The organism is Achromobacter piechaudii NBRC 102461, assembly GCF_001571245.1.
GTDB classification, from domain to species: Bacteria; Pseudomonadota; Gammaproteobacteria; order Burkholderiales; family Burkholderiaceae_B; genus Achromobacter; species Achromobacter piechaudii.
The window spans coordinates 897,965-920,459 of sequence record NZ_BCTK01000006.1 but is presented as its reverse complement, the minus strand read 5'-3'; the positions used below and the strand labels follow the sequence as shown (position 1 = coordinate 920,459).

The following is a 22,495-nucleotide window of genomic DNA, read 5'->3' as shown; positions in this document are numbered from 1 at the left end:
AATGCCATGAGCGCTACATCCAGCCGCGCGCCCGCGCATAAAGCCGGGCCGCCCCTATCGACCCGCGCCAAGCGTTGGCTCTATCTGATCCACCGCTGGGCCGGCATCGTGCTCTGCCTGTTCTTTGCCATGTGGTTCATTTCGGGCGTGGTGATGATGTATGTGGGCTATCCCAAGCTGACGCCGCACGAACGGCTGACGCATCTGGCGCCGCTGGACCCTGCCACGCTTGCCGTCACGCCCGACCAGGCGCTGGCGGCGGCGGGGGCCCGCGACACGCCGGGCCTGAGCCTGGCCGCCAGCCGCGCTGGCGCGCCGGTCTACCTCGTGCCCGGCGCAACGCCCAAGGTGGTCGATGCCGCGACGGGCGCGCTGCTGCCGCCCGCCGACCCCGCCGTGGCGAAGGCGACCGCGCTGGCGTGGTTCGGCGGCCAGTACGCCGTGCGCCATCAGGAGACGGTGGACGAAGACGTCTATACCCATTCGAAGTCGCTGAACGTGCACCGCCCGCTGCATCGGGTGGACATGGACGATCCGGCGCGAACACGCCTGTATGTGTCCTCGGCGACCGGCGCGGTGGTGCTGGACGCCACGCGCAACGAACGCGCCTGGAACTACGCGGGCGCGTGGATCCACTGGCTGTATCCGCTGCGCGGCAATATTCTGGACCGCTGGTGGCATGACGTGGTGGTGTGGTTGTCCGTGGCGGGCGTGCTGGTCGCAGTGACGGGAACGGTCGTGGGCATCCTGCGCTGGCGCTTTTCGCGCCCCTACGCCACGGGCAGCCGTTCGCCCTACCGCGAAAGCATGATGCGCTGGCATCACATCAGCGGCCTGCTGTTCGCCGCCATCACGATCACCTGGATGTTCAGCGGCCTGATGTCGATGAACCCGTGGAAACTGTTCACCAGCAAGGCCGCGCCGCTGGCGGTCAGCGCCTACGCCGGCGCCGCGGCGGACACGCCGCTGGCCGCCCCGGACGCACTGATCGCCGCCCTGCCCACCGCCCCGCGCGAACTCGTCTGGGCGCGCGCGGCCGGGCAGGACGTGGCGCTGGCGCGCACCACGGTCGGCACGCCGCGCGTGTTGTCGGCCATTGACGCCACGCCCACGGCCTACGCTGAAGCGGATTTGCGCCAGGCGGCGGCGCGCCTGCTGCCCGGCGCCACGGTGCGCGAGGTACAGGTGCTGCAAGCCTACGATCTGTACTACTACGCGCGCGATGCGCACGCCATGCTGGGCCACGTCGAAAAGCCTTTGCCCGTCTGGCGCGTGGTCTATGACAACCCGCAGGCGAGCTGGGTGTACCTGGACCCGGTCACCGGCCAGATCGTCGGCCGGCAGGACCGCAGCACCCGCGTCAACCGCTGGTTGTTCGCCTTTCTGCATAGCTGGGACTGGACCGGCCTATTGTCGCGGCGGCCGGCCTGGGATGTATTGCTGATCGTTTTGAGCCTGGGCGGCGCGGCCCTGAGCCTGACCGGCGTGGTCATCGGATGGCGCAGGCTGGGCAAGAAGCTGAAAGGATGAGGCGCCCGCGTGTCCAGAAGTAAAAGCCGACACGCGGACGCACTTTGTAAGCGGACTGACGGGAAACCCCATTACCATCGCGGCTATTGTTTATTACGCTGCGATGACGTGTCATGGATTTTCTGACTGCGCTGAACCATTCCCTGTTTCTTTCGATCAACGCCGACCCCGCCTCGCCGGCCTGGCGCATCCAGGCCGCCATGCTGATCGCCAACCGGCTGATCCTGCTGGTGCCCTGCGCGCTGGCTGCGCTGTGGCTCTGGGGCGGCCAGGCGCAGCGCGATCTGGCGCTGAAGGTGCTGGCCAGCATCGGCGCGGCGCTGTTCGTCAGCTATCTTTGCGGCGCGCTTTGGCCGCAGCCGCGTCCCTTCGTGCTGGGGCTGGGGCAAGCCTTCTTCCCGCACAAGGCGACCTCGTCCTTCCCCAGCAACCACACCATCATCATCGCCACGTTCGCCTTCGCACTGATTTTTGACCGGCGCTGGGCGGGCTGGGGGTGGGCGACGCTGCTGGCCGCCGTGGTGGTCGGCACGGCGCGCGTGTACCTGGGCGTGCATTTTCCGTTGGATATCGCGGGCGGCATCGTACTGGCGCCCATCGCCGCAGCCATCACCGCGGCGGTGTGGAACCGCATCGGCGCAACGCTGACGCTGACCGCGCAAGAGGTCTACCGCAAGCTGCTGGCCCTGCCCATCGAGCGCGGCTGGATCCGCGCCTGACGCAACACTGACGGGCGCACGATGCGCCCTCAGCATCGGCCGGATGCACGATGCGCCCGGCCTGCCGCCCATCAACGCTGGCGACGCCGCCTCAGTTGATCGCCACCTTCGCGTCCTTGACCAGCTTCGCGTAGTTGGCGGTGTCGGTCCCGATGCGCGCGCGCATCTGCTCGGGCGTATCGCCGATGGGCACCGCGCCGATCTCGGCCATCCGGCGCGAGAAGTCGGGCGAATGGATGATCTTGACCATCTCGGCATTCAAGCGCGCCACCACCTCGGGCGGCGCGGCGGCCGGCGCCAGCACGCCAAACCACGTCCCCATGTTGAAGGGCTTGATGCCCGCCTCCTGCATCGTCGGCACATCGGGCAAGGCCGCCGAGCGCTGATCGGTGGTCACGGCCAGCGCGCGCAGCTTGCCGCTCTTGATGTGCGCAAGCACGGGCGTGATCGTGTCGAACGACATATCGATCTGTCCGCCCAGCAGGTCGGTGGTCAAGGGGCCGCTGCCTTTGTACGGCACATGCAGCAGCTTGACGTGGCCTTGTTGCTCGAACTGCGCGCCGATCAGATGCTGGCCGGTGCCCATGCCGTTGGACCCATACGTCAGCTTGCCCGGCGCGGCCTGCGCCAGCTTGAGCAGGGCCTGCACGCTGGTCGCGTCCAGCTTGGGGTTGACGACCAGTACGTTGGGCACGAGCGCCACCGTGGTGATGGGCGCGAAGTCTTTCTGGAAGTCGTAGTGCAGGCTTTTGTAGACGCTGGTGGCGATGGTGTGATGCACCGCGCCCATCAGCAGCGTATAGCCGTCCGGCGCGGCCTTGGCGACGTAATCGGCGCCCAGCGTCGACCCCGCGCCCGGCTTGTTTTCGACCACTACGGGCTGCCCCAGGCTTTTGGAAAGCTCTTGGCCCAGCGCGCGCGCCAGCACGTCGGTGGTGCCGCCCGCCGGAAACGGCACGACCAGGCTGATCGGGCGGGTCGGATAAGACTGCGCCTGCGCCGCGCCGCCCGCCAGCGGCAGTGCGACGAGGCAGGCGTACGCCAACACGCGCACGCGAGAGTGTTGCTTGGCCATGCTTGTCTCCTTGAATTACGAATGGACTTCGCTTCTTGTTCTCTTGCCGGACAAGTGCGCGGGGTCTGACGCCCCGTGTCACGGCTGTCCGGCTGTCGTGCCGGCGGCGTTTATCTACGCCGCCTTCTCCTGCCTGCCCTGCGCCAGCTGTGCGCAAACGGCGTCGGTGACGTCGTCGGTGCGGGCCTGACCGCCCAGGTCGCGCGTGTGCAGCGCAGGCGTACTGGTGACGCGCTCGATGGCCTGCATCAGCCGCGCTGCCGCATCCGTTTCGCCCAGGTGTTCCAGCAGCATGACGACCGACCAGAACGTGCCGACGGGATTGGCCAGGCCTTGGCCCATGATGTCGAAGGCAGAACCGTGGATCGGCTCGAACATGGACGGGTAACGGCGCTCGGGGTCGATGTTGCCGGTGGGCGCGATGCCCAGGCTGCCGGCCAGCGCGGCGGCCAGGTCGCTGAGGATGTCGGCGTGCAGGTTGGTCGCCACGATGGTGTCCAGCGACGCGGGCCGGTTGACCATGCGCGCGGTGGCGGCGTCGACCAGTTCCTTGTCCCAGGTCACGTCGGGAAATTCGCGGCTCACCTGCAATGCAATTTCATCCCACATGACCATGGCATGGCGCTGCGCATTCGACTTGGTGATGACGGTCAGCAGCTTGCGCGGTCGCGATTGCGCAAGCTTGAAGGCATAGTGCAGGATGCGTTCGACGCCCGCGCGCGTCATGATCGATACATCGGTGGCAGCTTCGATGGGATGGCCCTGGTGCACGCGGCCGCCCACGCCCGAATACTCGCCTTCCGAGTTTTCCCGCACGATGACCCAGTTCAGTTGCTCGGGCGTGCAGCGCTTGAGCGGCGCGTCGATGCCGGGCAGGATGCGCGTGGGGCGCACGTTGGCGTATTGGTCAAAGCCCTGGCAGATCTTCAGGCGCAGGCCCCACAAGGTGATGTGGTCGGCGATGTCGGGGTCGCCCGCCGAGCCGAACAGGATGGCGTCCTGATCGCGCAGGGCGTCCAGGCCGTCGGCGGGCATCATCACGCCGTGCTGGCGGTAATAGTCGCCGCCCCAATCGAAATTCTGGAATTCGAAACGCAGTCCGCCTTCGTCGGCGATGGCCTGCATGACGCGCTGGCCGGCCGGAATCACTTCCTTGCCAATGCCGTCGCCGGGGATGGTTGCGATGCGATAGGTCTTCATAAGCCGACAGGGCTCCTTGCGGATAAGGGTCTGTCGGCAATGTACCGAGCGCTGCGCGCCCTGCGCGCAGCGCCGTTCACAACATCTTCAACCGGAAGTTGAAGATGGCGCGGGAGATCAGCAGCGGCTGACGTTCAGGTTGTTGATAAGGTTGTTGAAGGTCTGGCGCAGGCTGTAGGCGTCGTCAACGATGGTCGGGCGCATCATCTTGAACGCGCCGGTGCGGGCGGCGTCTTCCTTGTAGCGGCCGCTGTCGGTGTGTTCGATCACCTTGCGGCCAGCGGCCAGGAAGGCGTTGGCCTGCATCATCGTGCTGGCGCAACCCTTGGGATCGGCCTCGCGCGTCTTCTTGTCAAAGCCCAGCGTCATCTCGTTGAGCTTGTCCAGTTCCTGCTTGAACGCGTCTTTCTTGTCGCCCAGGCCGGTGCCTTCGAAAATGCCCGTCGCCTGATCCAGCGCGGACTTGCCGTAATACACCATGCCGGCACGGTAGTAGGCCACGGTGTCCTTCTTGGCCTTCTCGAATGCTTCCTTGGTGTTGGCGGTGTCCTTCACGGAAATGCCGTGGTAGAAGGCGCTTTCGGCCTTGGCCACGTCCGTCAGCGCGGCGACATAGGCCGGGCTTTTCTCGCGCGCCAGCGCGCCGTTGTCCGACAGGAAGGTCTTGGCGGCGGCGTAGTTCTGCAATTCGGTGCTCAAGGGAGCAAGCTTGCCCAGCGCCTGCGAGAAGTCGCGCGCGGCGGCGTCGATCTCGGGGATGGCCGGCTGCATGGCCAATGCCTTGTCCAGCTTTTCCTTGGTGCGCACCACCATGATGTCGTTGCCGATCACGTAGTCCTTGACGGGCTTCTTGTCGGCCATCTTGGGCACCATGTACTTCTCGTACTGGTCCAGCGTTTCCTCGAACGATTGGGTGATGCTGTTGGCGGCATCGACGTACTGGTTGTACTTGACGATCTCGGCCTGGGCGGTGCTGGCTTCGGCGGTTTTCGCTTCCGGCTTGGCGTTGTCGTCACCGCACGCGGCGAGCATCAACGTGGCGGCCAGGATGGCGGACATGCACAAGGGGCGCGACATAGACTTCTGTTCTCCGAAAATGGGACCGCATCATATGCCGCCGCCCTGGGCAAAGCGCTACAAAGTCATTCAACCGTGTCACAAGGGTTTGCAAACCGCGACCACATCTATTCTGCGATCGGATCAGCTGGCGGTTTTCGGACCGCAATGTGTTCGGCACAACAAGGTCCGAAAACCGCTAGATGTGCCGGGATGCCGGCGCTAGCATCGGGGTCATGCATCTAGACCACGACGCCTGTTACCGCGCGATCCGCGTGCGCGATGCCCGTTACGACGGGCGCTTCTTCACGGCGGTGAAGACGACGCGCATCTATTGCCGCCCCGTCTGCCCTGCCCGTACCCCGCTGTCCCGCAACGTCACGTTCTTCGGCAGCGCGGCTGCCGCGCAGGAAGCGGGGTTTCACCCCTGCCTGCGCTGCCGTCCGGAAACCGCGCCCGAGCTGGGGCCGGCGCATGAACTTCCCGACAGCGTGGCGCGCGCCCTGGCGTTGATCGAGGCGGGCGCGCTGGACGAGGCCGGCGTGGACGCGCTGGCCGCCCGTCTGGGCATGGGCGGACGCCAATTGCGCCGGCTGTTCCGCCAGCATCTGGGCGCGTCCATCGTCACGGTTGCGCAAACGCGCCGCGTGCTGCTGGCCAAACAGCTGATCCACGAAACGCAGCTGCCCATGGCCGACGTCGCGTTCGCCGCCGGCTTTGGCAGCATCCGCCGCTTCAACGAAACCTTTCTAGCGCTGTTTGGCCGCGCCCCCGGCGCGCTGCGGCGCTCGGCGCGGCCGGACGTGCCCTTCGCGCCGCAAGGCGGCATCACGTTGCTGCTGCGCTATCGGCCGCCGTACGACTGGCAGGCGATGCTGGATTTCCTGCGGCTGCGCGCCATCCCTGGCATTGAACGCGTGGACGGCGACCGCTATGCCCGCAGCATCAGCCTGGATGGCATGCAGGGCACGATCAGCGTGCAGCCGGGCGCGGGCAATGCGCTACAAGCCACCGTACGCGTGTCGCGCCTGGATGCCTTGCCGGCCATCATTGCGCGGCTGCGGCGCGTGTTCGACCTGGGCAGCGACCCGCTTGCGCTGGCGGCGCAATTCGCGCATGACCCGGTGCTGGCCGCGTTGATCGCCGCGCGCCCCGGCCTGCGCGTGCCCGGCGCGTGGGACGGCTTCGAGCTGGCGATGCGCGCGGTGCTGGGCCAGCAGATCACGGTGTCGGCCGCTATCCGGCTGGCGGGCAAGCTGGTCGCCGCGCATGGCGAGCTGCTGTCCGACCCGCATGATGGCCTGACGCACAGCTTTCCCACGCCGCAGGCCCTGGCCCAGGTCGATCTAGCCGGGCTGGGCATGCCGCGCAGCCGCGCGGCCACGCTGTCGGCGGTAGCGGCCGCCGCAGTGGCGGATCCTCAATTGTTCAGCGCTGGCAGCAGCCTGGAGGACGCCGTCCAGCGGCTGCGCGCGATACGCGGCATCGGCGAATGGACGGCGCAATACATCGCCTTGCGGCAAATGCGCGAGCCCGACGCGTTCCCCAGCGCCGACATCGGCCTGATCCGCGCACTGGAAAAATTGGAATCGCGGCTCTACACGCCGGCGCAGTTGCTGGCGCGGGCCGAGGCGTGGCGGCCATGGCGAGCCTATGCCGCGCAACATCTGTGGTCGGCGGGCTCAATCAGGGGAAACAGGCAGCTACCAGCGCGCCTGCGTATCGCGCTGGAAGTAGCTGACGAGGAAGTCGACGAAGACGCGGACTTTAGCTGACAGGTGATGGCGCTCCGGAAACACCGCGTAGATGTCCGCCTGCGGCAGCGCGTAGTCTTCCAGCACGCGCACCAGCCGGCCGCTGCGCAGGTATCGCGCCAGATCCCACTCGGCGCGTTGCAGGATGCCCAGGCCGGCCAGGCCCCAGGTCAAGGTCACTTCGCCATCGTTGCTGCTCAACGCGCCGCGCACCTTGACGGTTTCGCTGCGACGCCCACGGGTGAAGCGCCACAGGCTGTAGGCGTCTTCATTCTGGCGCAGCACGATGCACTGATGCCGCGTGAGGTCATGCGGCGTCACTGGCACGCCGTGCGTTTTCAGGTAGCCGGGCGAGGCGCATACCAGCCGGCGATTGGGCGCGATCTTGCGCGCGATCAGCCGCGTGTCGGGCAGATCGCCAAAGCGCACCGCCACGTCAAAGGCGTCCTGCACGAAGTCGGCGGGGCTGTCGGTCAGCTGCAATTGCAGCATCACATCGGGATACTGCTGCGAGAATTCCGCGATGGCGGGCGCGATGTAGCTGCGGCCAAAGCCCAGCGGCGCATTGACCTTCAAGCGGCCGCGCGGGCTGTCCTGGCGGCTGGCGATGCGTTGATCCAGGTCTTCGATTTCCGCCAGGATGCGGCGCGCGCTTTCCAGGTAGTCCTCGCCTTCGGCCGTGAGGCTCAGGCGCCGCGTACTGCGGTTGAACAATCGCACGCCCAGCCGCGCTTCGATCTGCGCCAGCCGCTTGCTGACCGCCGCCGGCGTCACATCCAGCTGCCGCGCAGCCGCCGACATGCCGCCGGCGCGCGCCAGCTCAACCACCAATTGCAGTTCGCTGGAATGCCCCATCGGGGTCGGCCGGGGCGCTTAGTCGCGGAAGTTTTCGAACTGCAAGGGCAGATCGACGTCCGTTTTCTTCAGCAGCGCGATGGCCGATTGCAGGTCGTCGCGCTTTTTGCCGCTGATGCGCAGCTTGTCGCCGTTGATCTGCGATTCCACCTTGAGCTTGGCGTTCTTGATGGCGGCGATCAGCTTCTTGGCGACGGGCTGTTCGATGCCTTGCTTGATGGTCACTTTCTGGCGCGCGCCGCCCAGGTTTTCGAGCGGGTCGGCCACGTCCAGGCAACGCACGTCGATGCCGCGCGCCGACAGGCGGCCACGCAGAATGTCCAGCATCTGCTTGAGCTGGAAGGCGCTGGAAGCCACCTGGGTCACGACAAAGCCTTCCAGTTCGAACTTGGCGTCCGAGCCCTTGAAGTCGAAGCGGGTGGCCAGTTCGCGATTGGCCTGGTCGATGGCGTTGGTGAGTTCGTGTTTGTCGACTTCGGAGACGACGTCAAAAGTAGGCATGACACGGGTCCTGTTGGATGATGAAGGTAATCGGGCGCGGGCATCGCGCGGTCGCAAAGACAGCGCTGTTCTTGATGCCCGGAATGACAAGCCGCCTATTTTACCGGCCCCTGGCCGCCACTGGCGGGCCAAGGCGGTTTGCCTTGGCCTGCCCTGCCGCTAGTTCGTCAGCACCAACAGCCTGCCGGGCTGCAAGGGGTGCGGGATCACCTGCGCATCGATGCCATACGCCAGATACAGGTTGGCGGCCGTCAGCACCTGGGCGGGCGCGCCCTGCGCGATGGAGCGGCCCCCGGCCAGCAGCAGCAGGCGGTCGCACCAGCGCGCGGCCAGATTCATATCGTGCAGGATCACCAGGACACCCGTATTACCGGCATGCGCCAGCTCGGATGCGCGGCGCAACAGGTCGCCCTGATGCTTGGGGTCCAGGCTGGCGGTGGGTTCATCCAGCAGCAGATAGCGCGCCTCGCCGGGCGCGCGCGCGGCCTGGCATTGCACCAGCACGCGCGCGAACTGCACGCGCTGCTGTTCGCCGCCCGACAATTCCGGATAGCGACGGCTGGCCAGGTGCGCGGCGTCCGCCTGCTCCAGCGCCTGGCTTGCCAGCGCCTCGACCTGGGCGGGCGCCAATTCGGCGTAGGGATACGCGCCCATCGCCACCACTTCGCGCACGCCCAGATCGAAAGTCAGGCCCGGTTTCTGCGGCAACACGGCGCGCCGCCGCGCCTGCTGGCCCGGCGTCATGTGGGCAAGCGCCGCGCCGTCCAGCGTCAGTTGACCGGACTGCGCGAGCAGCTCGGCCGCCAGCGCCCCCAGCAAGGTGGACTTGCCCGCGCCGTTCGCGCCAAGCAGGCCCACGACTTCGCCGGCTCGCACATCCAGCGACACATCGGTCAGGATGCGCGCGCCGCCGCGCGAAAGCGTCAGATGATGCGCGGACAGGCTCATGCCAACCTCCGGCCACGCGCCAGCAGCCACAAGAAGAAGGGACCGCCCACCAACCCCGTCACCAGTCCGATCGGCAGTTCGGCGGGCACGACCACGGTGCGCGCCATCCAGTCGGCCAGCACCAGCGCCAGTGCGCCCGCCAGCACCGTGGCCGGCAACAGCCAGCGGTGGTTCGCGCCCAGCGTCATCCGCACCAGATGCGGCACCACCAGCCCGACGAACACGATGGTGCCGGTCGCGGCCACCAGCGGCCCGACGATCAGCGCGCTGGCCAGCACCAGTTGCGCGCGCACGCGGCCAAGCGCATAGCCCAGGTGCTGGGCCTCGCGCTCTCCGAGCAGCAACGCGTTCATGACGCGCCATTGACTGATCAGCCACACGCTCATCAAGAGCACCCAGGGCCCCAGGAACGCCAGGATCTTCCAGTTCGCGCCGCCCAGGCTGCCCATGTTCCAGAAGGTCAGGTCACGCAGTTGCGCATCGGTGGCCACGAAGGTGAACAGGCCGATCACGCTGAACGACGTCGCGGTGATCGCCACGCCAGCCAGCAACAGCCCCGCCACGCCGGGCACGCGCCGGCCCACCGCATAGGCGCACATCGTGGCCAGCAGGCTGCCGGCGAAGGCCGAGGGCGCGGTGATCCAGAAGCCGCCCGAGGTGAGCACGATGGCCGCCACCGCGCCCAGCGACCCGCCCGCCGAAATGCCGATCAGCCCAGGTTCGGCCAGGGGGTTGCGAAACAACGCCTGCATGGCGGCGCCCGAGATCGCCAGCCCCGCGCCCGTCACCGCCGCGAACAGCACGCGCGGCAGCCGGATGTCGATCAGCACGTTGCGCCACAGCGCGTTGTCGGGCGTGGGCGCGCCCCACAGCAACGTCGGCAGATCGCGCAGCGGAATCGCCACCGCGCCGTGCGCGATGGCGCCCAGCATGGCCAGCGCCAGCGCCAAGGTCAGCAGCCACAACGCCATCGGCGCGCTAACGCGCCATGACACGGGCCACCTCTTGTTTGAGCTGCGTCAGCGCCAGGGGCAGGCGCGGCCCCATACCCAGGATCAGCAGGTCGTCCATGACCACGACGCGGCCCTTGGCCGCCGCGGGCGAACCGGCAATGCCCGGCAGCGCCAGGAACTTGTCCATGCCGCCACTGGCTTCAAGCGAGGCTTGCGTCACCACGATCAGGTCGGGCGCCAAGGCGCCGACCGCTTCGGCCGACAGGGGCTTGTAGCCTAGCTGGGCATGCAGCACGTTGTCCAGGCCAGCCAGTTGCATGACTTCGTTGGCGGCGGTGTCGCGGCCCGCGCCTTGCGGCGTGCCGGTGCGGTTGATCAGCATCAGCGCTCGCGCGCGCGTGGCGGTAATGGCCTCTGCCCGCGCCAGTTCGCGCGTGACCTCGTCCACCATGCGCTCTCCGGCCGGCGCGACGCCCAGCGCGTCGGCCACCGCGCGGATGCGCGCCTTGAGCGAATCCACCGACGGCGCATCGGGCACGGTCACGACCCGCACGCCCACGCCCGCCAGCCGCTTGAGCGCATCGGGCGGGCCGGCCTGCTCCGAGGCCAGCACCAGGTCCGGCTTGAGCGACAGCACGCCTTCGGCCGGCACGGCGCGGTAATAGCCTACGCGCGGCAGACGGGTCGCGGCCTCGGGATAGAGGCTGGACAAGTCATCGCCCACCAGCCGATCGCCCTCGCCCAGGCCATAGACGATTTCGGTGACGCTGCCGCCCAGGCTCACCACCCGGGCGGGCTCGGCGGCATGCACGCTCACCGCGACCGCCCATCCCAACGCAATTGCCGACCATTTTTTCATCGCGTGTCCTTACACCGCCAAGGGCGCGCCGCACAGGCTCACCATCAAATCACGCCAGCCGGCCAGCTCCGGCTTGCCCGGCTTGCGTTCGCCGAAGAACTGCACGATGAGATCGCCCGTGGCCGCATAGACTTCCAGCGACGTGACCCAGCCATCGGAGGTCGGCTTGTTGACCACCCATGCCGAGTCGATGGCGGTAGTGTCCAGATGCAGGTTGAACTTTGGATCCAGCACGTTGTACCAGGGCCCCGTGCGGCGCAGTTCCTGCACCGGGCCGGTATGGATCTGGATCATGCCGCGATTGCCCACGAAGCACATGATGGGTAGCGCCGATTGCGCCGCCGCTTGCAGCATGCGTTCGACGGCATCGGCGGGCACTGGCTGCGCCAGGTCTTCGCCCGCCGCCGCCAGCGCCGCCAGCCGCGTCACCTTGAACTTGCGCAGCAGCGGGAAGAATTCGTGCGTGTCCTGCATGGCCAGCCACGCCTGCCGGAATGCAGCGGCGTCCTCGACCTGGGCGGCATCGGTGGCGGGCGCGTAGGGCTGGACGTCGGGCCATTGGGCCGGTCCGGCGAATTTGGCGACCAATGCGTCCCAGGCGGCGACGTCAGAGGCCTCGGTGCGATACACCTTATGCACCGCGACGCCCGCGCCGTCGAAGAATTGCAGGCTGTGGCGACCGTCCTGCTGGACGGCCCAGGCCGATTTCCACGCGGTGAAAAATACGCGCAGATCGATGTCCGGCCCCAGCACCAGCCCGACGGGGCCGTCGGCCTGGATGTCCAGATAGGCGCCGTGGCGTTCGTGCACGCACCAGTCGTTGCGCGTCAGGGCCATCACTTCGCCCAGCGTGCCCAGTTCGCGAAAGATCTCTTGCGGCACGCCATGCAGCGCCGTCGATTGCACGCCGCCACAGCCAGCGGCGATCCATTCGGCTTCGGACACGTTCAACGCTTCGGCCAGATTGCGCGCGCGCAGCTTGGGCTGCGCCTTCGACAGGGTTTCGTTGCGGGCGCGCAGTGCATCGGCGCGGGTGGTGAAATCTTGATTCGTCATCGTAGGCCTCCAGCCCAAGGGTTCCGTTTAACGCCGCCGCCCGGCACGCGCCGGACGGCGGCGCGGGATCAATACTGATACGTCAGAGACACGCGTACGCTGCGCCCGGGTTCGGTGTACCAATCCACCGTGCGCGGCAAGGCCTGCGATCCGGCGGTCGGCACGTTGATGGCTTCCCAGTACTTCTTGTCGAACAGGTTGAAGACGCCCGCCTGCACCTGCAAGCCCTTCACGGCGGACGGGCGCCAGTAACCCATCAAGTCCACTACACCATAGCCCGGCGCCTGGAAATCGGCATTGGGCGCGGTGGTGGTCGCATCGGGATATTCGACCTTGTTGCGCTTGAGCGCGGTGGTCAGCATGGCGTCCACGCCCCACACATCGCGCCCGTAGCCCACGCCCAGAATGGCCTTGAGCGGCGCGACCGAATTCAGGTACTGGCCCGTGCCTTCATCCTTGCCCACGGCCCACGCCAACGAGCCCCACGTGCGCCAGCCGGGCGAGAACTTCCAATGCGCGCTGGCTTCCGCGCCATAGATGCGCACCTTGCCCCGGTTCACGTTGCCGGTCACGCCCAGCGGATACTGTCCGGTCCAACCGGGCTGCCACTGCGGCGAGCTGGCGTCCAGAGGTTGATTGGTATCGATAAAGTTTTGATAACGATTATCGAAAAACGATAACGCAGCGCCGAGTTCGTCGGAACCCATCTTCGCGCCCAGCTCCCAGCCCTTGCTGGTTTCGGGCTTCAGATAGGGATTGCCCACGCGCAGGTAGGTGCCGGGGCCGCCGTAGTTGGTGTAGAGCTGGCTGGCGCTGGGCGCCTTGAAGCCGTAGGCGTACTGCGCATAGACGCTCAGGTCGTCCATTGCCTTCCACGTGGCCAGCAGCTTGGGCGAGAAGCGGCTGCCGCTATTGGACGGCGGCAGCGCGCCCGCGTTGGGGTTGCTGGCGTAGCTCGCGGTGGACTGCGGCTTCTGTTCGTAGTGGTCGTAGCGCAGCGCGGGCATGACGGTGTAGCGGCCGTCAGCGAAGCTGAATTCGTCCTGTACCCACAGCGCCCATTGATTGCCCTTGGATTGCGGCACGTCGGCCTGGTTGGTGTGCAGCATGTCGCACGCGCGCGGGCCAAAGGGTGCGGGCAGGCCGGGGCGTATGGCGGGGCAGTTGTCGTAGCCGCTGGAATTCTGCTCGGTCTTGTTGCCGAACCACTCGCCGCCTACCGTCCACAACTGCGATACCGACGCGCCCGCGAGCCGCTTGGTCAGTTCGCCATTCACGCCGAACAGCGTCTGCTGGATAGAGTTGCTGCGTCCGTAGGGACCGCTGGGAAAGCCGTAACGGAACGGGTCGCCGGGGATGATGCGCGCGCGCGCATCGACGCTGCGCACGCCGTCCAGCGCGTTGTCCAGCCGCACGCGCTGCCAATAGACCACGGCCGTGGCCGAATCGATCAGGCCGCCCGCGCTGGGCGCCTGGTAGGAATAGTCGAACGATACGCGGTGGCGCTCGGTCTCTTTTTTCGTGCTGTTCTCGCCGTACAGGTAGCTGGTGCCCGTGCCCTGGTCGTACATGTTGTCGATGTCGGCGTTGCGCTTGAACGTCTCACCCGTCAGGCCGAAGCGGTGGCCGCCTTCGACGCGTTGCTGCAACTTCAGGAGGAAGCTGCGCTGGTCGTAGTCTTCGGGGCTGGGTTCGCTGCGCGTGGCGCCGTAACCGCCCACGTCGCCCCGGTTGTCCAGCGCATGACCGTTGCGCACGCCAGCCTGCACCAGCCAGAAGGTGTTGCTGTGGATCTGGCCCGCCAGCGCCGCGTTGGCGCCCCAGCTTGAATCGGCAGAGTCGTAGTCGGTCTTGGCCAGCGCGCCGAACGTCTTGCCATCGGTGAGCAGGTCGGACGGCTCCAGCGTGCGCAGGTCCGCGATGCCGGAGATCGCGCCCGAGCCGCCGCCGGTGGCGTCCGCGCCGCGCACGATGTCCAGCCGCGACAGGCTGTTGAAGTCCACGGCTTCCAGGCCGCCCTTGACGCCGCGTGCGCCGTCATCGAGCCACGGCAAGCGGATGCCGTCCACGCGGGTCAGGACCCGGTCCTGATCCAGTCCCCGGATGTTGATGCTGTTGTTGGACCGGTTAAAGCTCACGCCGGGTTCGGCGCGCTTGCCCAGGTCGCTCCAGCTTTTGATTTGCAGATCGTCCATGCGCTTGCGATCGGTGCTGGTTTCCCAGGCAGGCGTAGCGGCGGCGCCCTCGCCTTCCACCTTGACCGGCGCCAGCTGCGTCACACCGGGTATCGCCGCTTGCAGCACGAACACGTTGCGGCTGCGTTCCTGCACCGCCAGGCCGCTGCCGTCGAGCAGCCGCGCGAAGCCGTCCGTGACGGTGTACGTGCCCACCAGGCCCGACGTGCGGCGCTGTCCGACCAGCGCGGCATCGAACAATACGGTCACGCCCGCGCTGTCGGCAAAGCGCGGCAGCGCGTCGGCCAGCGTGCCGGCGTCGATGCGGTAGCTGCGCGCGGCGGGCGCGCTGGCCGCGCTGGCCTGGGCGGCGGCGGGCGGCGGCATCACCGCGGATACGGCGGCCAGCGCCAACGCGGCGTACACGGCGCGGCTCAGGCGGGTCTGGCGAGGCGGCGCGTCTGCGAGGTGTCGGGAGCCGCGTGCGCGGCTGGCGGGAAGAGAAGCCATGGTCGTCCTTTCGATCCAACGGGTATCGGCATTTGTTTGCCTATACAGACCATGACCCGCGTGATCGGCGAACCGGACAGCGCCGGCGCAATTGATTTGTAACGGCCGGGTCATGCCGCCGCGTCGCGCGGTCCGATGCTCACCCAATAGGGCGTGCGGTAGCGCACCTGCACCGGCAAGGTCGCCGGCAAGGCGGCCAGCACCGCATCGGTATCGGCCAACTGGAAAGCGCCCGAGATCCGCAGATGCGCTACGTCGGGATCGCAGCGCAGCACGCCCGCGCGATAGCGGCCCAGCTCGCGCGCAAACGCATCCAGGCGCATCTGGCTGGCGTGCAGGACGCCGCGCGTCCAGTCGCTGGAATGCGGATCGGCGGGCAAGGGATCGGATGGGCCGGCCTCGGTCAGCCTGCCCTGCTGGCCCGCCGCGATCTCCTGCATACGGCCCGCCCGGCGGATTTGCACCCTGCCCTCTTGCACGCTGACCTGGCACTGCGCGCCGTCCTGACGCACGCAGAAGCGCGCGGGCGACGCTTCGATGTCGCCCAGCGCGGTGCGCACGACGAACGGACGCGCGCTGCGTTGCGGATCGGCCACCGCATGCACAGCCATTTCGCCCGCGCGCAGGCGCACCAGCCGCGTGGCCGCATCGAAGGTCACATCGACCGCGCTGGCCGTATTCAGTTGCAGCGTCGAGCCATCGGCCAGCGTGACGTCGCGCCGCTGTCCGGTCGCGCTGCGGTAGTCGGCCGTCCAGTCCAGCGGGTCGGCGCGCCACGCCGCCCAGCCAACGGGGCCGGCCACCATCAAGGCCACCAGCGCCTTCAAGGCTGCGCGGCGGGGCGCGAGCTCGGGCCGATTCAAGGTCGCCATGCCCAGCGCCGACGGAATCAGGCCGAAGCGTTCGTTGACGCGCTGCGCGCGCTGCCAGGCGTGTTCGTGTTCGGCCTTGCTGGCGCGCCACTGATCGCAGGCATGTACGTCCGCGTCGGTGGCGCGGCTGGAGCTAAGGCGCAGCAGCCAGCGCGCCGCTTCACGCGCCACCTGGCGCTCGACGGGCGGCAAATCGCCGCCCGCGCCGTTCAACTCACCGCCATGATGCATTGCTCGAACCCCCGGGCGATGTAGCGGTGCACCGACCGCAGCGACACATTGAGGCGCTGCGCGATTTCGATGTGACTCAGTTCTTCCAGTTGCGCCATCAGGAACGCCTGACGCGCCGGCAGCGGCAGGCCGGCCAGCATTTCTTCGATCTCCTGCAAGGTCTCCAGGATGATCAATCGCTGTTCGGCGGGCGGCGCCAGGCGTTCGGGCATCAAGGCCAGCGCTTCAAGATAAGCGGCCTCGACGGAACGACGCCGGTGATGGTTGAGCATCAGGCGTTTGGCGATGGTGGTGAGGTAGGCGCGCGGTTCGCGCAGTGTGTCCAGTTCGTGGCGATGGCGCAGCACGCGCACGAACGTGTCCTGGGCCAGATCGGCCGCGTCGAAGGCGTTGCCCAGCTTCGTACGCAACCAATTTTGCAGCCACCCGTGGTGGCTGCGGTATAGACATTGGACGGTGTCGCCTGAGGCAAGCACAGGGTTAGGCACGACGGGCTCCCAGAACACTACAGTACAAATAAAAATCAATCTCATTCTAATTGCAAAAGCATGATTCTGGTCAAGTCGAAATGAAATGCAACCTTGGGGGATATGATCGCGACAGATCGCGCCGCGCCCTGCGGCCACTTAACCTGACGGGCTGATCCCATGTTCTATAGCGTCCTGAAATTCGTCCACGTGATCGCCGTGATCCTGTGGGTAGGCGGCATGCTGTTCGCCCACTGTTTCCTGCGGCCGGCGGCCGCGCAGTTGGATCCCCAGCCGCGCCTGACGCTGATGAAGTCGGTGCTGGGGCCGTTCCTGAACGCCGTGCTGGTGGCCATCGTGCTGATCCTGTTGACCGGGATGTCGATGATCGGACAGGCGGCCAGCCAGGCCGTCCAGACAGGTGGCGCGTTCTTCATGCCGCTGGCGTGGACGCTGATGGCCGGTGGCGGGCTGCTGATGATGGCCATCTTCGGGCACATCCGCTTCGTGCTGTACAAGCGGCTGGCGACGGCGGTGGCCGCCTCGGACTGGCCGCGCGGCGGGCAGGCCATGGCCGCGATCCGGCGCTGGGTGGGCGTGAACCTGGTGCTGGGGATCGTCATTGTGGGCATCGCGTTCCTGGCCTGACCGGCCCCCTTGCTGGGCAAGCCTGCCGCCGCCACGGGCGACGAATCCATCAACAAGGCGGCGGCTGCTATCGGGAATCTTGCGCCGAGTGCAATACCCCGTACATCCATGGCGTCCACACTTGGGGCTGACTCTCGCGGGTCACGTCAACAACGATAGGGACATCCCATGATCAAACGCGCATTGCACCTGGCCGCCCTCGGCCTGTTCGCCACCTCGCTCTCCGCCCACGCCGCCGACGCCATCGACAACAGCGCGTTGGAAAAGCCGGAATTCCGCGAACACAAAGCCACCTACGGCGTCGTGTACCGCTTGCCGCAAGAAGTCAACGCCGTGCTGGACGCCAAGGTCAACGGCGTGCTGAAGACCGACCTGCGCGCCCTGGGTCTGAATGCCGAAGCCGACACGCCCAACCTGCCGCACGTCACGGTGGTGCATATCCATAGCGCCGACCCCGCCACGCCGGCGCGCATGCTGCGCGCGCTGCCCAAGCCGCCCGCGCCGCTGCCCGTCACCTTGAAAACGTTCTACCCGACCGAAGCCGCCAAGGGCGCGGGCCACCCGTGGTGGCTGGACCTGGGCGTGGTCAAGAGCGGCCAGGGCTTCGAAGACATGATGCGCTACAACACCGTGGCCACCGCCGCGCTGGCGCCGCTGCGCGACGGCCCGCTGCCGCGCGTGACCGGCCCCGTCTACGCCAAGATGAGCGAGGCCGGCCGCGAGCTGGTCAAGACGCTCGGCGTAAGCGGCGTCAACGTCATGCAGGACGGCAAGGAAGTGCGCGCCCACAATCCGCACACCACGCTGGTCTACAGCATGGCTCCCTACGACGCCCGCTTGCAGGACGCCATGAAGCAGGAATCGGACAAGTTCAACGCGGCCTTGCCCGACGGCATCGCCACCACGTTCAAGGACGTGTCCATCGTGGAAATCGGCTTTGCCGGCAACGTGCTGCGCGAAATCTACCGCGTCAGCCTGGAAGACGGCACCGTCATCGACGTGGCGACCGGCAAGAAAATCGGGACCTGATCGCCCGAGCGCGGGCGGGTGGCGAGGCGCCCGCCTGCTGCCATTTCATGGCAGCATTACGCATTGCCGCCACCCGCCCTTTTCATGTCCCGCACCGAACGCCTTCTGGACCTGCTCCAGACCCTGCGCCGCCACCGCCTGCCGGTGAGCGGCCAACGGCTGGCCACCGAAATGGGCATCAGCCTGCGCACGCTGTACCGCGACATCGCCACGCTGCAATGCCAGGGAGCGGAAATCGAAGGCGAGCCCGGCGTGGGCTATGTGCTGCGTCCCGGCTTCATGCTGCCGCCGCTGATGTTCAGCACCGAAGAGATCGAAGCGCTGGTGCTGGGCACGCGCTGGGTGGCGGGCCGATCGGACGAACGGCTGGTCATGGCGGCGCGCAACGCGCTGGCCAAGATCGGCGCGGTGCTGCCGCAGGAACTGCGCGACGAACTCGACGCCATTCCGCTGCTGGTGGGACCCAGCGCCGCCATGGTGGTCGACCGCGTCGACGTGGCGCTGATCCGTCAGGCGATACGCGCCGAACACCGCCTGCACATCACCTATCGCGACGACAAGGGCTCGGATTCCGCGCGCGTGATCTGGCCCTTTGCGCTGGGCTTTTTCGACAGCGTGCGCATCGTCATGGCGTGGTGTGAACTGCGGGGCGACTTCCGGCATTTCCGCACCGACCGCATCGCCACGCTGACCCCGGGCGAACGCTATCCGCGCCGCCGCCACGTGCTGCTCAAAGAGTGGCGCGCGCTGTCGCAGGACGGACAGAACTGCTGATGCAGGCTACTGCCAAAAACTGACAGTACCCCTGCCTAACATGAGCGCATTCACCCCAAGGAGCGCATCATGTCCGATACCCACTATGTTCTTTTCTACGTCGAAAAACCGCAGGCCAGCGCGGCGTTCTACAGCGCGCTGCTGCAACGCGCGCCGGTCGAAAACTCGCCGACCTTCGCATTGTTCGTACTGGATTCCGGCCTGAAGCTGGGGCTGTGGTCGCGCTACACCGTCGAGCCCGCTGCGGCTGGCCGGGGCGGCGCATCCGAACTGGCGTTCTGCGTGGCGGACGCCGACGCGCTGAACCAGCGCCATCAGGAATGGAGCCTGCGCGGTCTGGCTATCCTGCAAGCGCCCACCGACATGGATTTCGGCCGCACCTTTGTGGCGCTGGACCCCGACGGCCACCGGCTGCGCGTGTTCGCGCCAGCGGCGCAGCCGGACGCGACGGCGCATCCGGCCGAGACGGCAACCGCTGCCGCCCCCTGATCCGTCTGCATGAGGCAAGCACGCAGCGCCGGCATCCCTGCCGGCGCTGCGCCTGGCGTCAACCGCGCTGGCTGCGCGCTTGCAAGACGACCGATTCGCCGCGCTTTTTAAACAGCAGCACGAACAGCACGGCCAGGATCACCAGGAACGGCACCCCGAACACCAGCGTCATCTTGAACACGCTGGTGAAGTAGGTGGTGACGAGGATCGCCAGCATCGCCACCGCGCCCAGCAGGGTCAGCACCGGAAAGCCCGGCATCCTGAACGACAACGCGCCGCCGCCTTCGCGGGCCCAGCGGCGGCGGAAGAAGTAGTGCGTGACGAAGATCATCATCCACGTGAACAGCGCGCCGAACATCGAAATGGCCATCATCAACGTGAACGCCGTGTCCGGGTAGATCACCTTGAGCACGACGGCGACGGCGATGCCGCTGGTGGACAGCAGCAACGCGTTCAGCGGCGTGCCGCTACGGGTCAGCCGGCCGAACAAAGACGGCGCATGACCGGCACGCGACAGGCTGAACATCATGCGAGTCGTGATGTACAACTGGCTGTTCATGGCCGACAACGCCGCCACCAGCACGATGAAGTTGATCACGCCCGCCGCGCCGGGAATATCCAGCGCCAGCATCACCTTCACGAAGGGGCTGCCTTCCTTGTCGGCTTCGTTCCAAGGCACGATCGCCAGGATCAACGACAGCGTCAGCAGGTAGAACACCACCAGCCGCACGATGGTGGCGCGAAACGCCTTCTTCACGGCGCGCTCGGGGTCTTCGGCCTCGCCTGCCGCGACCGCGATCATTTCGACGCTCAGGTAGCTGAAGATCGAAATCACCACGGCCACCCACATGCCCCACATGCCATTGGGAAAGAAGCCGCCGTGCGCGGTGTACTGCGCGACGCCGTATTGCGGGCTGCCCCACACCACGTAGGCGCCCAGGATGATGAAGGCGACGATGGCGGTGATCTTGATGGTCGAGAACCAGTATTCGATCGTGCCGAACGCCTTGACGCTCATGGCGTTGATCAGGATCAGCGCCCCCGAGAACACGCACACCCACAACCAGCCGGGCACGTCGGGGAACCAGAACTGCATGTACTCGGCCACCGCCGTGACCTCGGTGCCCACCGCCAGCACCACGCATGACCAGTACGCGTAGCGCACCAGGAAGCCGGCCAGCGGGCCGATGTAGTGTTCGGCATAGGCCCCGAACGAGCCGGACGTGGAATGCGCCACCGTCATTTCCGCCAGGCAGCCCATCAACAGCAAGGTGATGAACCCGCCGATGGCGTAGCTGATGATGACGCTGGGACCGGCAAAGCCGATGGCGAATTTACTGCCCAGGAACAGGCCCGTGCCCACCGCGCCGCCAATGGCGATCATGCTCATCTGGCCCGATGTCAGCCGCCTTTTGAGGCCCTGTTCGCGTTCGGCGATCTGGCCGAATCCTTGTGGTTTTTTCATTGTCTCCTCCGTACCGCGCTCGCTTTTATCGATGGGGCTCGACCTGGCCCGGCGAGATCGGGCCACGCTCTGTTGGCGTTCAGGTCACGGTCGAGCGTTGCTTGAATTCGGGCTTGTCCCAGGCGCGCGTGTCGAGCACGTCTTTCAGGATGTCCACGGCGTCCCACACGTCGGCATAGCCGAAGTACAGCGGCGTCAGGCCAAAGCGCAGCACCTCGGGTTCGCGGTAATCGCCGATCAGGCCGCGTGCGATCAGGGCTTGCATGACCTCGTAGCCGTTGGGATGCAGGAAGCTCACGTGGCTGCCGCGTTCGGCATGGTTGCGCGGCGTGACGAGCTTGAGCGGATGGCCTTCGCAGCGCTGTTCGACCAGCGCAATGAACAGGTCGCCCAGCGCCAGCGACTTTTCGCGCACCTGCGCCATGTCGGCCGATTGCGCGACGTCAAGTCCGCATTCCACCAACGACAGGGACACGATGGGCTGCGTGCCGCACAAATAGCGGCGGATGCCGCCGGCCGGCTCGTAGGCCACCGCCATGTCGAACGGGCGCGTGTGGCCCCACCAGCCGGACAGCGGCTGCCAGAAATTCTTGGTATGGCGCGGCGCGACCCAGATGAAGGCCGGCGAACCCGGACCGCCGTTCAGGTATTTATAGGTGCAGCCCACGGCGAAGTCGGCGTTGGCGCCGTTCAGGTCCACCGGCACCGCGCCGGCCGCATGCGCCAGGTCCCAGATGGTGAGCGCGCCGCGCTCGTGCGCCAGCGCGGTCACGCTGGCCATGTCGTGCATCTGGCCGCTGCGGTAATTCACATGAGACAGCAGCATCACCGCGACCGATTCGTCCAGCGCCTTGTCCAGCGGCAGTTCGTCGTCGATCAGGCGCATTTCGTAGCCCTGCTGGAGCAGGTCGATCATGCCCTGGACCATATACAGGTCGGTCGGGAAGTTGTCGCGTTCGGACAGGATGACGCGGCGCTTGGGCTGCTTGTGCTGCTGGATGCGCAGCGCGGCGGCCAGCGCCTTGAAGATGTTCAGAGAAGTGGTGTCGGTGACGACCAGTTCGCCTTCGCGCGCGCCCAGCAGGCTGCCCAGCTTGTCGCCCAGGCGGGCGGGTAGTTCGAACCAGCCGGCGGTGTTCCAGCTGCGGATCAGGTCGGTGCCCCATTCCTGCGTGATGACGCCGGCTGCGCGCGCGGCCGCGCCCTTGGGCATCACGCCCAGGGAATTGCCGTCCATGTAGAGCACGCCGGGCGGCAGTTCGAAACGGTCTTTCAGGGGGGCCAGGGGGTCTTTCCGGTCTGCGGCGACGCAGTCTTCGCGGGTGGTCAT

21 protein-coding genes are annotated in these 22,495 nt (G+C 67.0%); 7 read left to right on the top strand and 14 right to left on the bottom strand.

Going from position 1 to position 22,495, the window contains the following annotated elements; genetic code table 11:
- The first annotated feature begins 6 nt into the window (after positions 1-6).
- Together API01S_RS16280 and API01S_RS16275 are read left to right on the top strand one after the other, a co-directional pair.
- Positions 7-1,530, top strand: a complete 1,524-nt coding sequence (locus API01S_RS16280; RefSeq protein WP_061305273.1) for a PepSY-associated TM helix domain-containing protein — start codon at positions 7-9, stop codon at positions 1,528-1,530.
- A gap of 113 nt (positions 1,531-1,643) precedes the next feature.
- Positions 1,644-2,249, top strand: a complete 606-nt coding sequence (locus tag API01S_RS16275) for a phosphatase PAP2 family protein (RefSeq protein ID WP_006221290.1) — start codon at positions 1,644-1,646, stop codon at positions 2,247-2,249.
- Positions 2,250-2,340: 91 nt separating this feature from the next.
- Here API01S_RS16275 and API01S_RS16270 read toward each other — a convergent pair whose 3' ends face one another.
- The 3 genes from API01S_RS16270 to API01S_RS16260 all read right to left on the bottom strand — a co-directional run bounded on the left by API01S_RS16270 (position 2,341) and on the right by API01S_RS16260 (position 5,601).
- Positions 2,341-3,324, bottom strand: coding sequence for a Bug family tripartite tricarboxylate transporter substrate binding protein (locus API01S_RS16270; RefSeq protein WP_061305270.1), 984 nt, complete (start codon positions 3,322-3,324; stop codon positions 2,341-2,343).
- Between the two features lie 114 nt (positions 3,325-3,438).
- Positions 3,439-4,524: a tartrate dehydrogenase gene (locus tag API01S_RS16265; RefSeq protein ID WP_061305268.1), complete on the bottom strand. Its 1,086-nt coding sequence runs from the start codon at positions 4,522-4,524 to the stop codon at positions 3,439-3,441.
- A gap of 117 nt (positions 4,525-4,641) precedes the next feature.
- Positions 4,642-5,601 carry a DUF3829 domain-containing protein gene (locus tag API01S_RS16260; RefSeq protein WP_050731098.1) on the bottom strand — a complete coding sequence of 320 codons (960 nt, stop codon included), beginning with the start codon at positions 5,599-5,601 and terminating at the stop codon, positions 4,642-4,644.
- 215 nt (positions 5,602-5,816) lie between these two features.
- On the opposite strand from API01S_RS16260, the gene API01S_RS16255 reads away from it, so the two are divergent.
- The gene (locus API01S_RS16255) at positions 5,817-7,355 is read left to right on the top strand and encodes an AlkA N-terminal domain-containing protein (RefSeq protein WP_254598603.1); all 1,539 of its coding nucleotides are present in this window, start codon (positions 5,817-5,819) and stop codon (positions 7,353-7,355) included.
- On the opposite strand, the gene API01S_RS16250 is transcribed toward API01S_RS16255, so the two are convergent.
- The 9 genes from API01S_RS16250 to API01S_RS16210 form a co-directional block, all read right to left on the bottom strand.
- Positions 7,284-8,189, bottom strand: a complete 906-nt coding sequence (locus tag API01S_RS16250; protein WP_006221295.1) for a LysR family transcriptional regulator — start codon at positions 8,187-8,189, stop codon at positions 7,284-7,286. The two genes, API01S_RS16255 and API01S_RS16250, sit on opposite strands and share 72 nt — an antisense overlap.
- 18 nt (positions 8,190-8,207) lie before the next feature.
- Entirely contained in the window at positions 8,208-8,690 is a 483-nt protein-coding gene (locus tag API01S_RS16245; protein ID WP_006221296.1) for a YajQ family cyclic di-GMP-binding protein, read from the bottom strand.
- A 159-nt stretch (positions 8,691-8,849) separates the two neighbouring features.
- Complete coding sequence (locus API01S_RS16240; RefSeq protein ID WP_061305266.1) at positions 8,850-9,638, bottom strand: heme ABC transporter ATP-binding protein; 789 nt, start codon at positions 9,636-9,638, stop codon at positions 8,850-8,852.
- Positions 9,635-10,609 (bottom strand): FecCD family ABC transporter permease, encoded by a 975-nt coding sequence (locus API01S_RS16235; RefSeq protein ID WP_156487130.1) that lies wholly within the window; start codon positions 10,607-10,609, stop codon positions 9,635-9,637. The genes API01S_RS16240 and API01S_RS16235 overlap by 4 nt, the downstream gene beginning before the upstream one ends.
- A gap of 7 nt (positions 10,610-10,616) precedes the next feature.
- Positions 10,617-11,450: a heme/hemin ABC transporter substrate-binding protein gene (locus API01S_RS16230; protein ID WP_061305263.1), complete on the bottom strand. Its 834-nt coding sequence runs from the start codon at positions 11,448-11,450 to the stop codon at positions 10,617-10,619.
- Positions 11,451-11,459: 9 nt separating this feature from the next.
- Positions 11,460-12,506 (bottom strand): hemin-degrading factor, encoded by a 1,047-nt coding sequence (locus tag API01S_RS16225; protein ID WP_050731093.1) that lies wholly within the window; start codon positions 12,504-12,506, stop codon positions 11,460-11,462.
- Between the two features lie 68 nt (positions 12,507-12,574).
- Positions 12,575-15,190: a TonB-dependent receptor gene (locus API01S_RS16220; protein WP_061305261.1), complete on the bottom strand. Its 2,616-nt coding sequence runs from the start codon at positions 15,188-15,190 to the stop codon at positions 12,575-12,577.
- Positions 15,191-15,300: 110 nt separating this feature from the next.
- Positions 15,301-16,293: a FecR domain-containing protein gene (locus API01S_RS16215; protein ID WP_006221302.1), complete on the bottom strand. Its 993-nt coding sequence runs from the start codon at positions 16,291-16,293 to the stop codon at positions 15,301-15,303.
- Positions 16,272-16,781 (bottom strand): sigma-70 family RNA polymerase sigma factor, encoded by a 510-nt coding sequence (locus API01S_RS16210; protein ID WP_039884471.1) that lies wholly within the window; start codon positions 16,779-16,781, stop codon positions 16,272-16,274. The genes API01S_RS16215 and API01S_RS16210 overlap by 22 nt, the downstream gene beginning before the upstream one ends.
- A gap of 159 nt (positions 16,782-16,940) precedes the next feature.
- Here API01S_RS16210 and API01S_RS16205 point away from each other — a divergent pair, with 159 nt between their 5' ends.
- The 4 genes from API01S_RS16205 to API01S_RS16190 all read left to right on the top strand — a co-directional run bounded on the left by API01S_RS16205 (position 16,941) and on the right by API01S_RS16190 (position 19,700).
- Positions 16,941-17,408 carry a CopD family protein gene (locus tag API01S_RS16205; protein ID WP_006221304.1) on the top strand — a complete coding sequence of 156 codons (468 nt, stop codon included), beginning with the start codon at positions 16,941-16,943 and terminating at the stop codon, positions 17,406-17,408.
- A 168-nt stretch (positions 17,409-17,576) separates the two neighbouring features.
- Entirely contained in the window at positions 17,577-18,437 is an 861-nt protein-coding gene (locus API01S_RS16200; protein WP_050731089.1) for a hypothetical protein, read from the top strand.
- Positions 18,438-18,521: 84 nt separating this feature from the next.
- Positions 18,522-19,211, top strand: a complete 690-nt coding sequence (locus tag API01S_RS16195; protein ID WP_061305259.1) for a helix-turn-helix transcriptional regulator — start codon at positions 18,522-18,524, stop codon at positions 19,209-19,211.
- 69 nt (positions 19,212-19,280) lie between these two features.
- On the top strand, positions 19,281-19,700 hold the full coding sequence (locus tag API01S_RS16190; RefSeq protein ID WP_061305257.1) for a VOC family protein: 420 nt from the start codon (positions 19,281-19,283) through the stop codon (positions 19,698-19,700).
- A 58-nt stretch (positions 19,701-19,758) separates the two neighbouring features.
- Here the strand turns inward: API01S_RS16190 and API01S_RS16185 are convergent, their stop codons facing one another.
- Together API01S_RS16185 and kynU are read right to left on the bottom strand one after the other, a co-directional pair.
- Positions 19,759-21,165, bottom strand: a complete 1,407-nt coding sequence (locus tag API01S_RS16185; RefSeq protein ID WP_006221308.1) for an amino acid permease — start codon at positions 21,163-21,165, stop codon at positions 19,759-19,761.
- A 79-nt stretch (positions 21,166-21,244) separates the two neighbouring features.
- Positions 21,245-22,495 carry a kynureninase gene (kynU, locus tag API01S_RS16180; RefSeq protein ID WP_061305254.1) on the bottom strand — a complete coding sequence of 417 codons (1,251 nt, stop codon included), beginning with the start codon at positions 22,493-22,495 and terminating at the stop codon, positions 21,245-21,247.

Excerpts from the sequence above, each read along its gene's own strand:
- API01S_RS16280 (WP_061305273.1), top strand. The coding sequence starts at position 7 with ATGAGCGCTACATCCAGCCGCGCGCCCGCGCATAAAGCCGGGCCGCCC.
- API01S_RS16275 (WP_006221290.1), top strand. The coding sequence starts at position 1,644 with ATGGATTTTCTGACTGCGCTGAACCATTCCCTGTTTCTTTCGATCAAC.
- API01S_RS16270 (WP_061305270.1), bottom strand. The coding sequence starts at position 3,324 with ATGGCCAAGCAACACTCTCGCGTGCGCGTGTTGGCGTACGCCTGCCTC.
- API01S_RS16265 (WP_061305268.1), bottom strand. The coding sequence starts at position 4,524 with ATGAAGACCTATCGCATCGCAACCATCCCCGGCGACGGCATTGGCAAG.
- API01S_RS16260 (WP_050731098.1), bottom strand. The coding sequence starts at position 5,601 with ATGTCGCGCCCCTTGTGCATGTCCGCCATCCTGGCCGCCACGTTGATG.
- API01S_RS16255 (WP_254598603.1), top strand. The coding sequence starts at position 5,817 with ATGCATCTAGACCACGACGCCTGTTACCGCGCGATCCGCGTGCGCGAT.
- API01S_RS16250 (WP_006221295.1), bottom strand. The coding sequence starts at position 8,189 with ATGGGGCATTCCAGCGAACTGCAATTGGTGGTTGAGCTGGCGCGCGCC.
- API01S_RS16245 (WP_006221296.1), bottom strand. The coding sequence starts at position 8,690 with ATGCCTACTTTTGACGTCGTCTCCGAAGTCGACAAACACGAACTCACC.
- API01S_RS16240 (WP_061305266.1), bottom strand. The coding sequence starts at position 9,638 with ATGAGCCTGTCCGCGCATCATCTGACGCTTTCGCGCGGCGGCGCGCGC.
- API01S_RS16235 (WP_156487130.1), bottom strand. The coding sequence starts at position 10,609 with ATGGCGTTGTGGCTGCTGACCTTGGCGCTGGCGCTGGCCATGCTGGGC.
- API01S_RS16230 (WP_061305263.1), bottom strand. The coding sequence starts at position 11,450 with ATGAAAAAATGGTCGGCAATTGCGTTGGGATGGGCGGTCGCGGTGAGC.
- API01S_RS16225 (WP_050731093.1), bottom strand. The coding sequence starts at position 12,506 with ATGACGAATCAAGATTTCACCACCCGCGCCGATGCACTGCGCGCCCGC.
- API01S_RS16220 (WP_061305261.1), bottom strand. The coding sequence starts at position 15,190 with ATGGCTTCTCTTCCCGCCAGCCGCGCACGCGGCTCCCGACACCTCGCA.
- API01S_RS16215 (WP_006221302.1), bottom strand. The coding sequence starts at position 16,293 with ATGCATCATGGCGGTGAGTTGAACGGCGCGGGCGGCGATTTGCCGCCC.
- API01S_RS16205 (WP_006221304.1), top strand. The coding sequence starts at position 16,941 with ATGTTCTATAGCGTCCTGAAATTCGTCCACGTGATCGCCGTGATCCTG.
- API01S_RS16200 (WP_050731089.1), top strand. The coding sequence starts at position 17,577 with ATGATCAAACGCGCATTGCACCTGGCCGCCCTCGGCCTGTTCGCCACC.
- API01S_RS16195 (WP_061305259.1), top strand. The coding sequence starts at position 18,522 with ATGTCCCGCACCGAACGCCTTCTGGACCTGCTCCAGACCCTGCGCCGC.
- API01S_RS16190 (WP_061305257.1), top strand. The coding sequence starts at position 19,281 with ATGTCCGATACCCACTATGTTCTTTTCTACGTCGAAAAACCGCAGGCC.
- API01S_RS16185 (WP_006221308.1), bottom strand. The coding sequence starts at position 21,165 with ATGAAAAAACCACAAGGATTCGGCCAGATCGCCGAACGCGAACAGGGC.
- kynU (WP_061305254.1), bottom strand. The coding sequence starts at position 22,495 with ATGACCACCCGCGAAGACTGCGTCGCCGCAGACCGGAAAGACCCCCTG.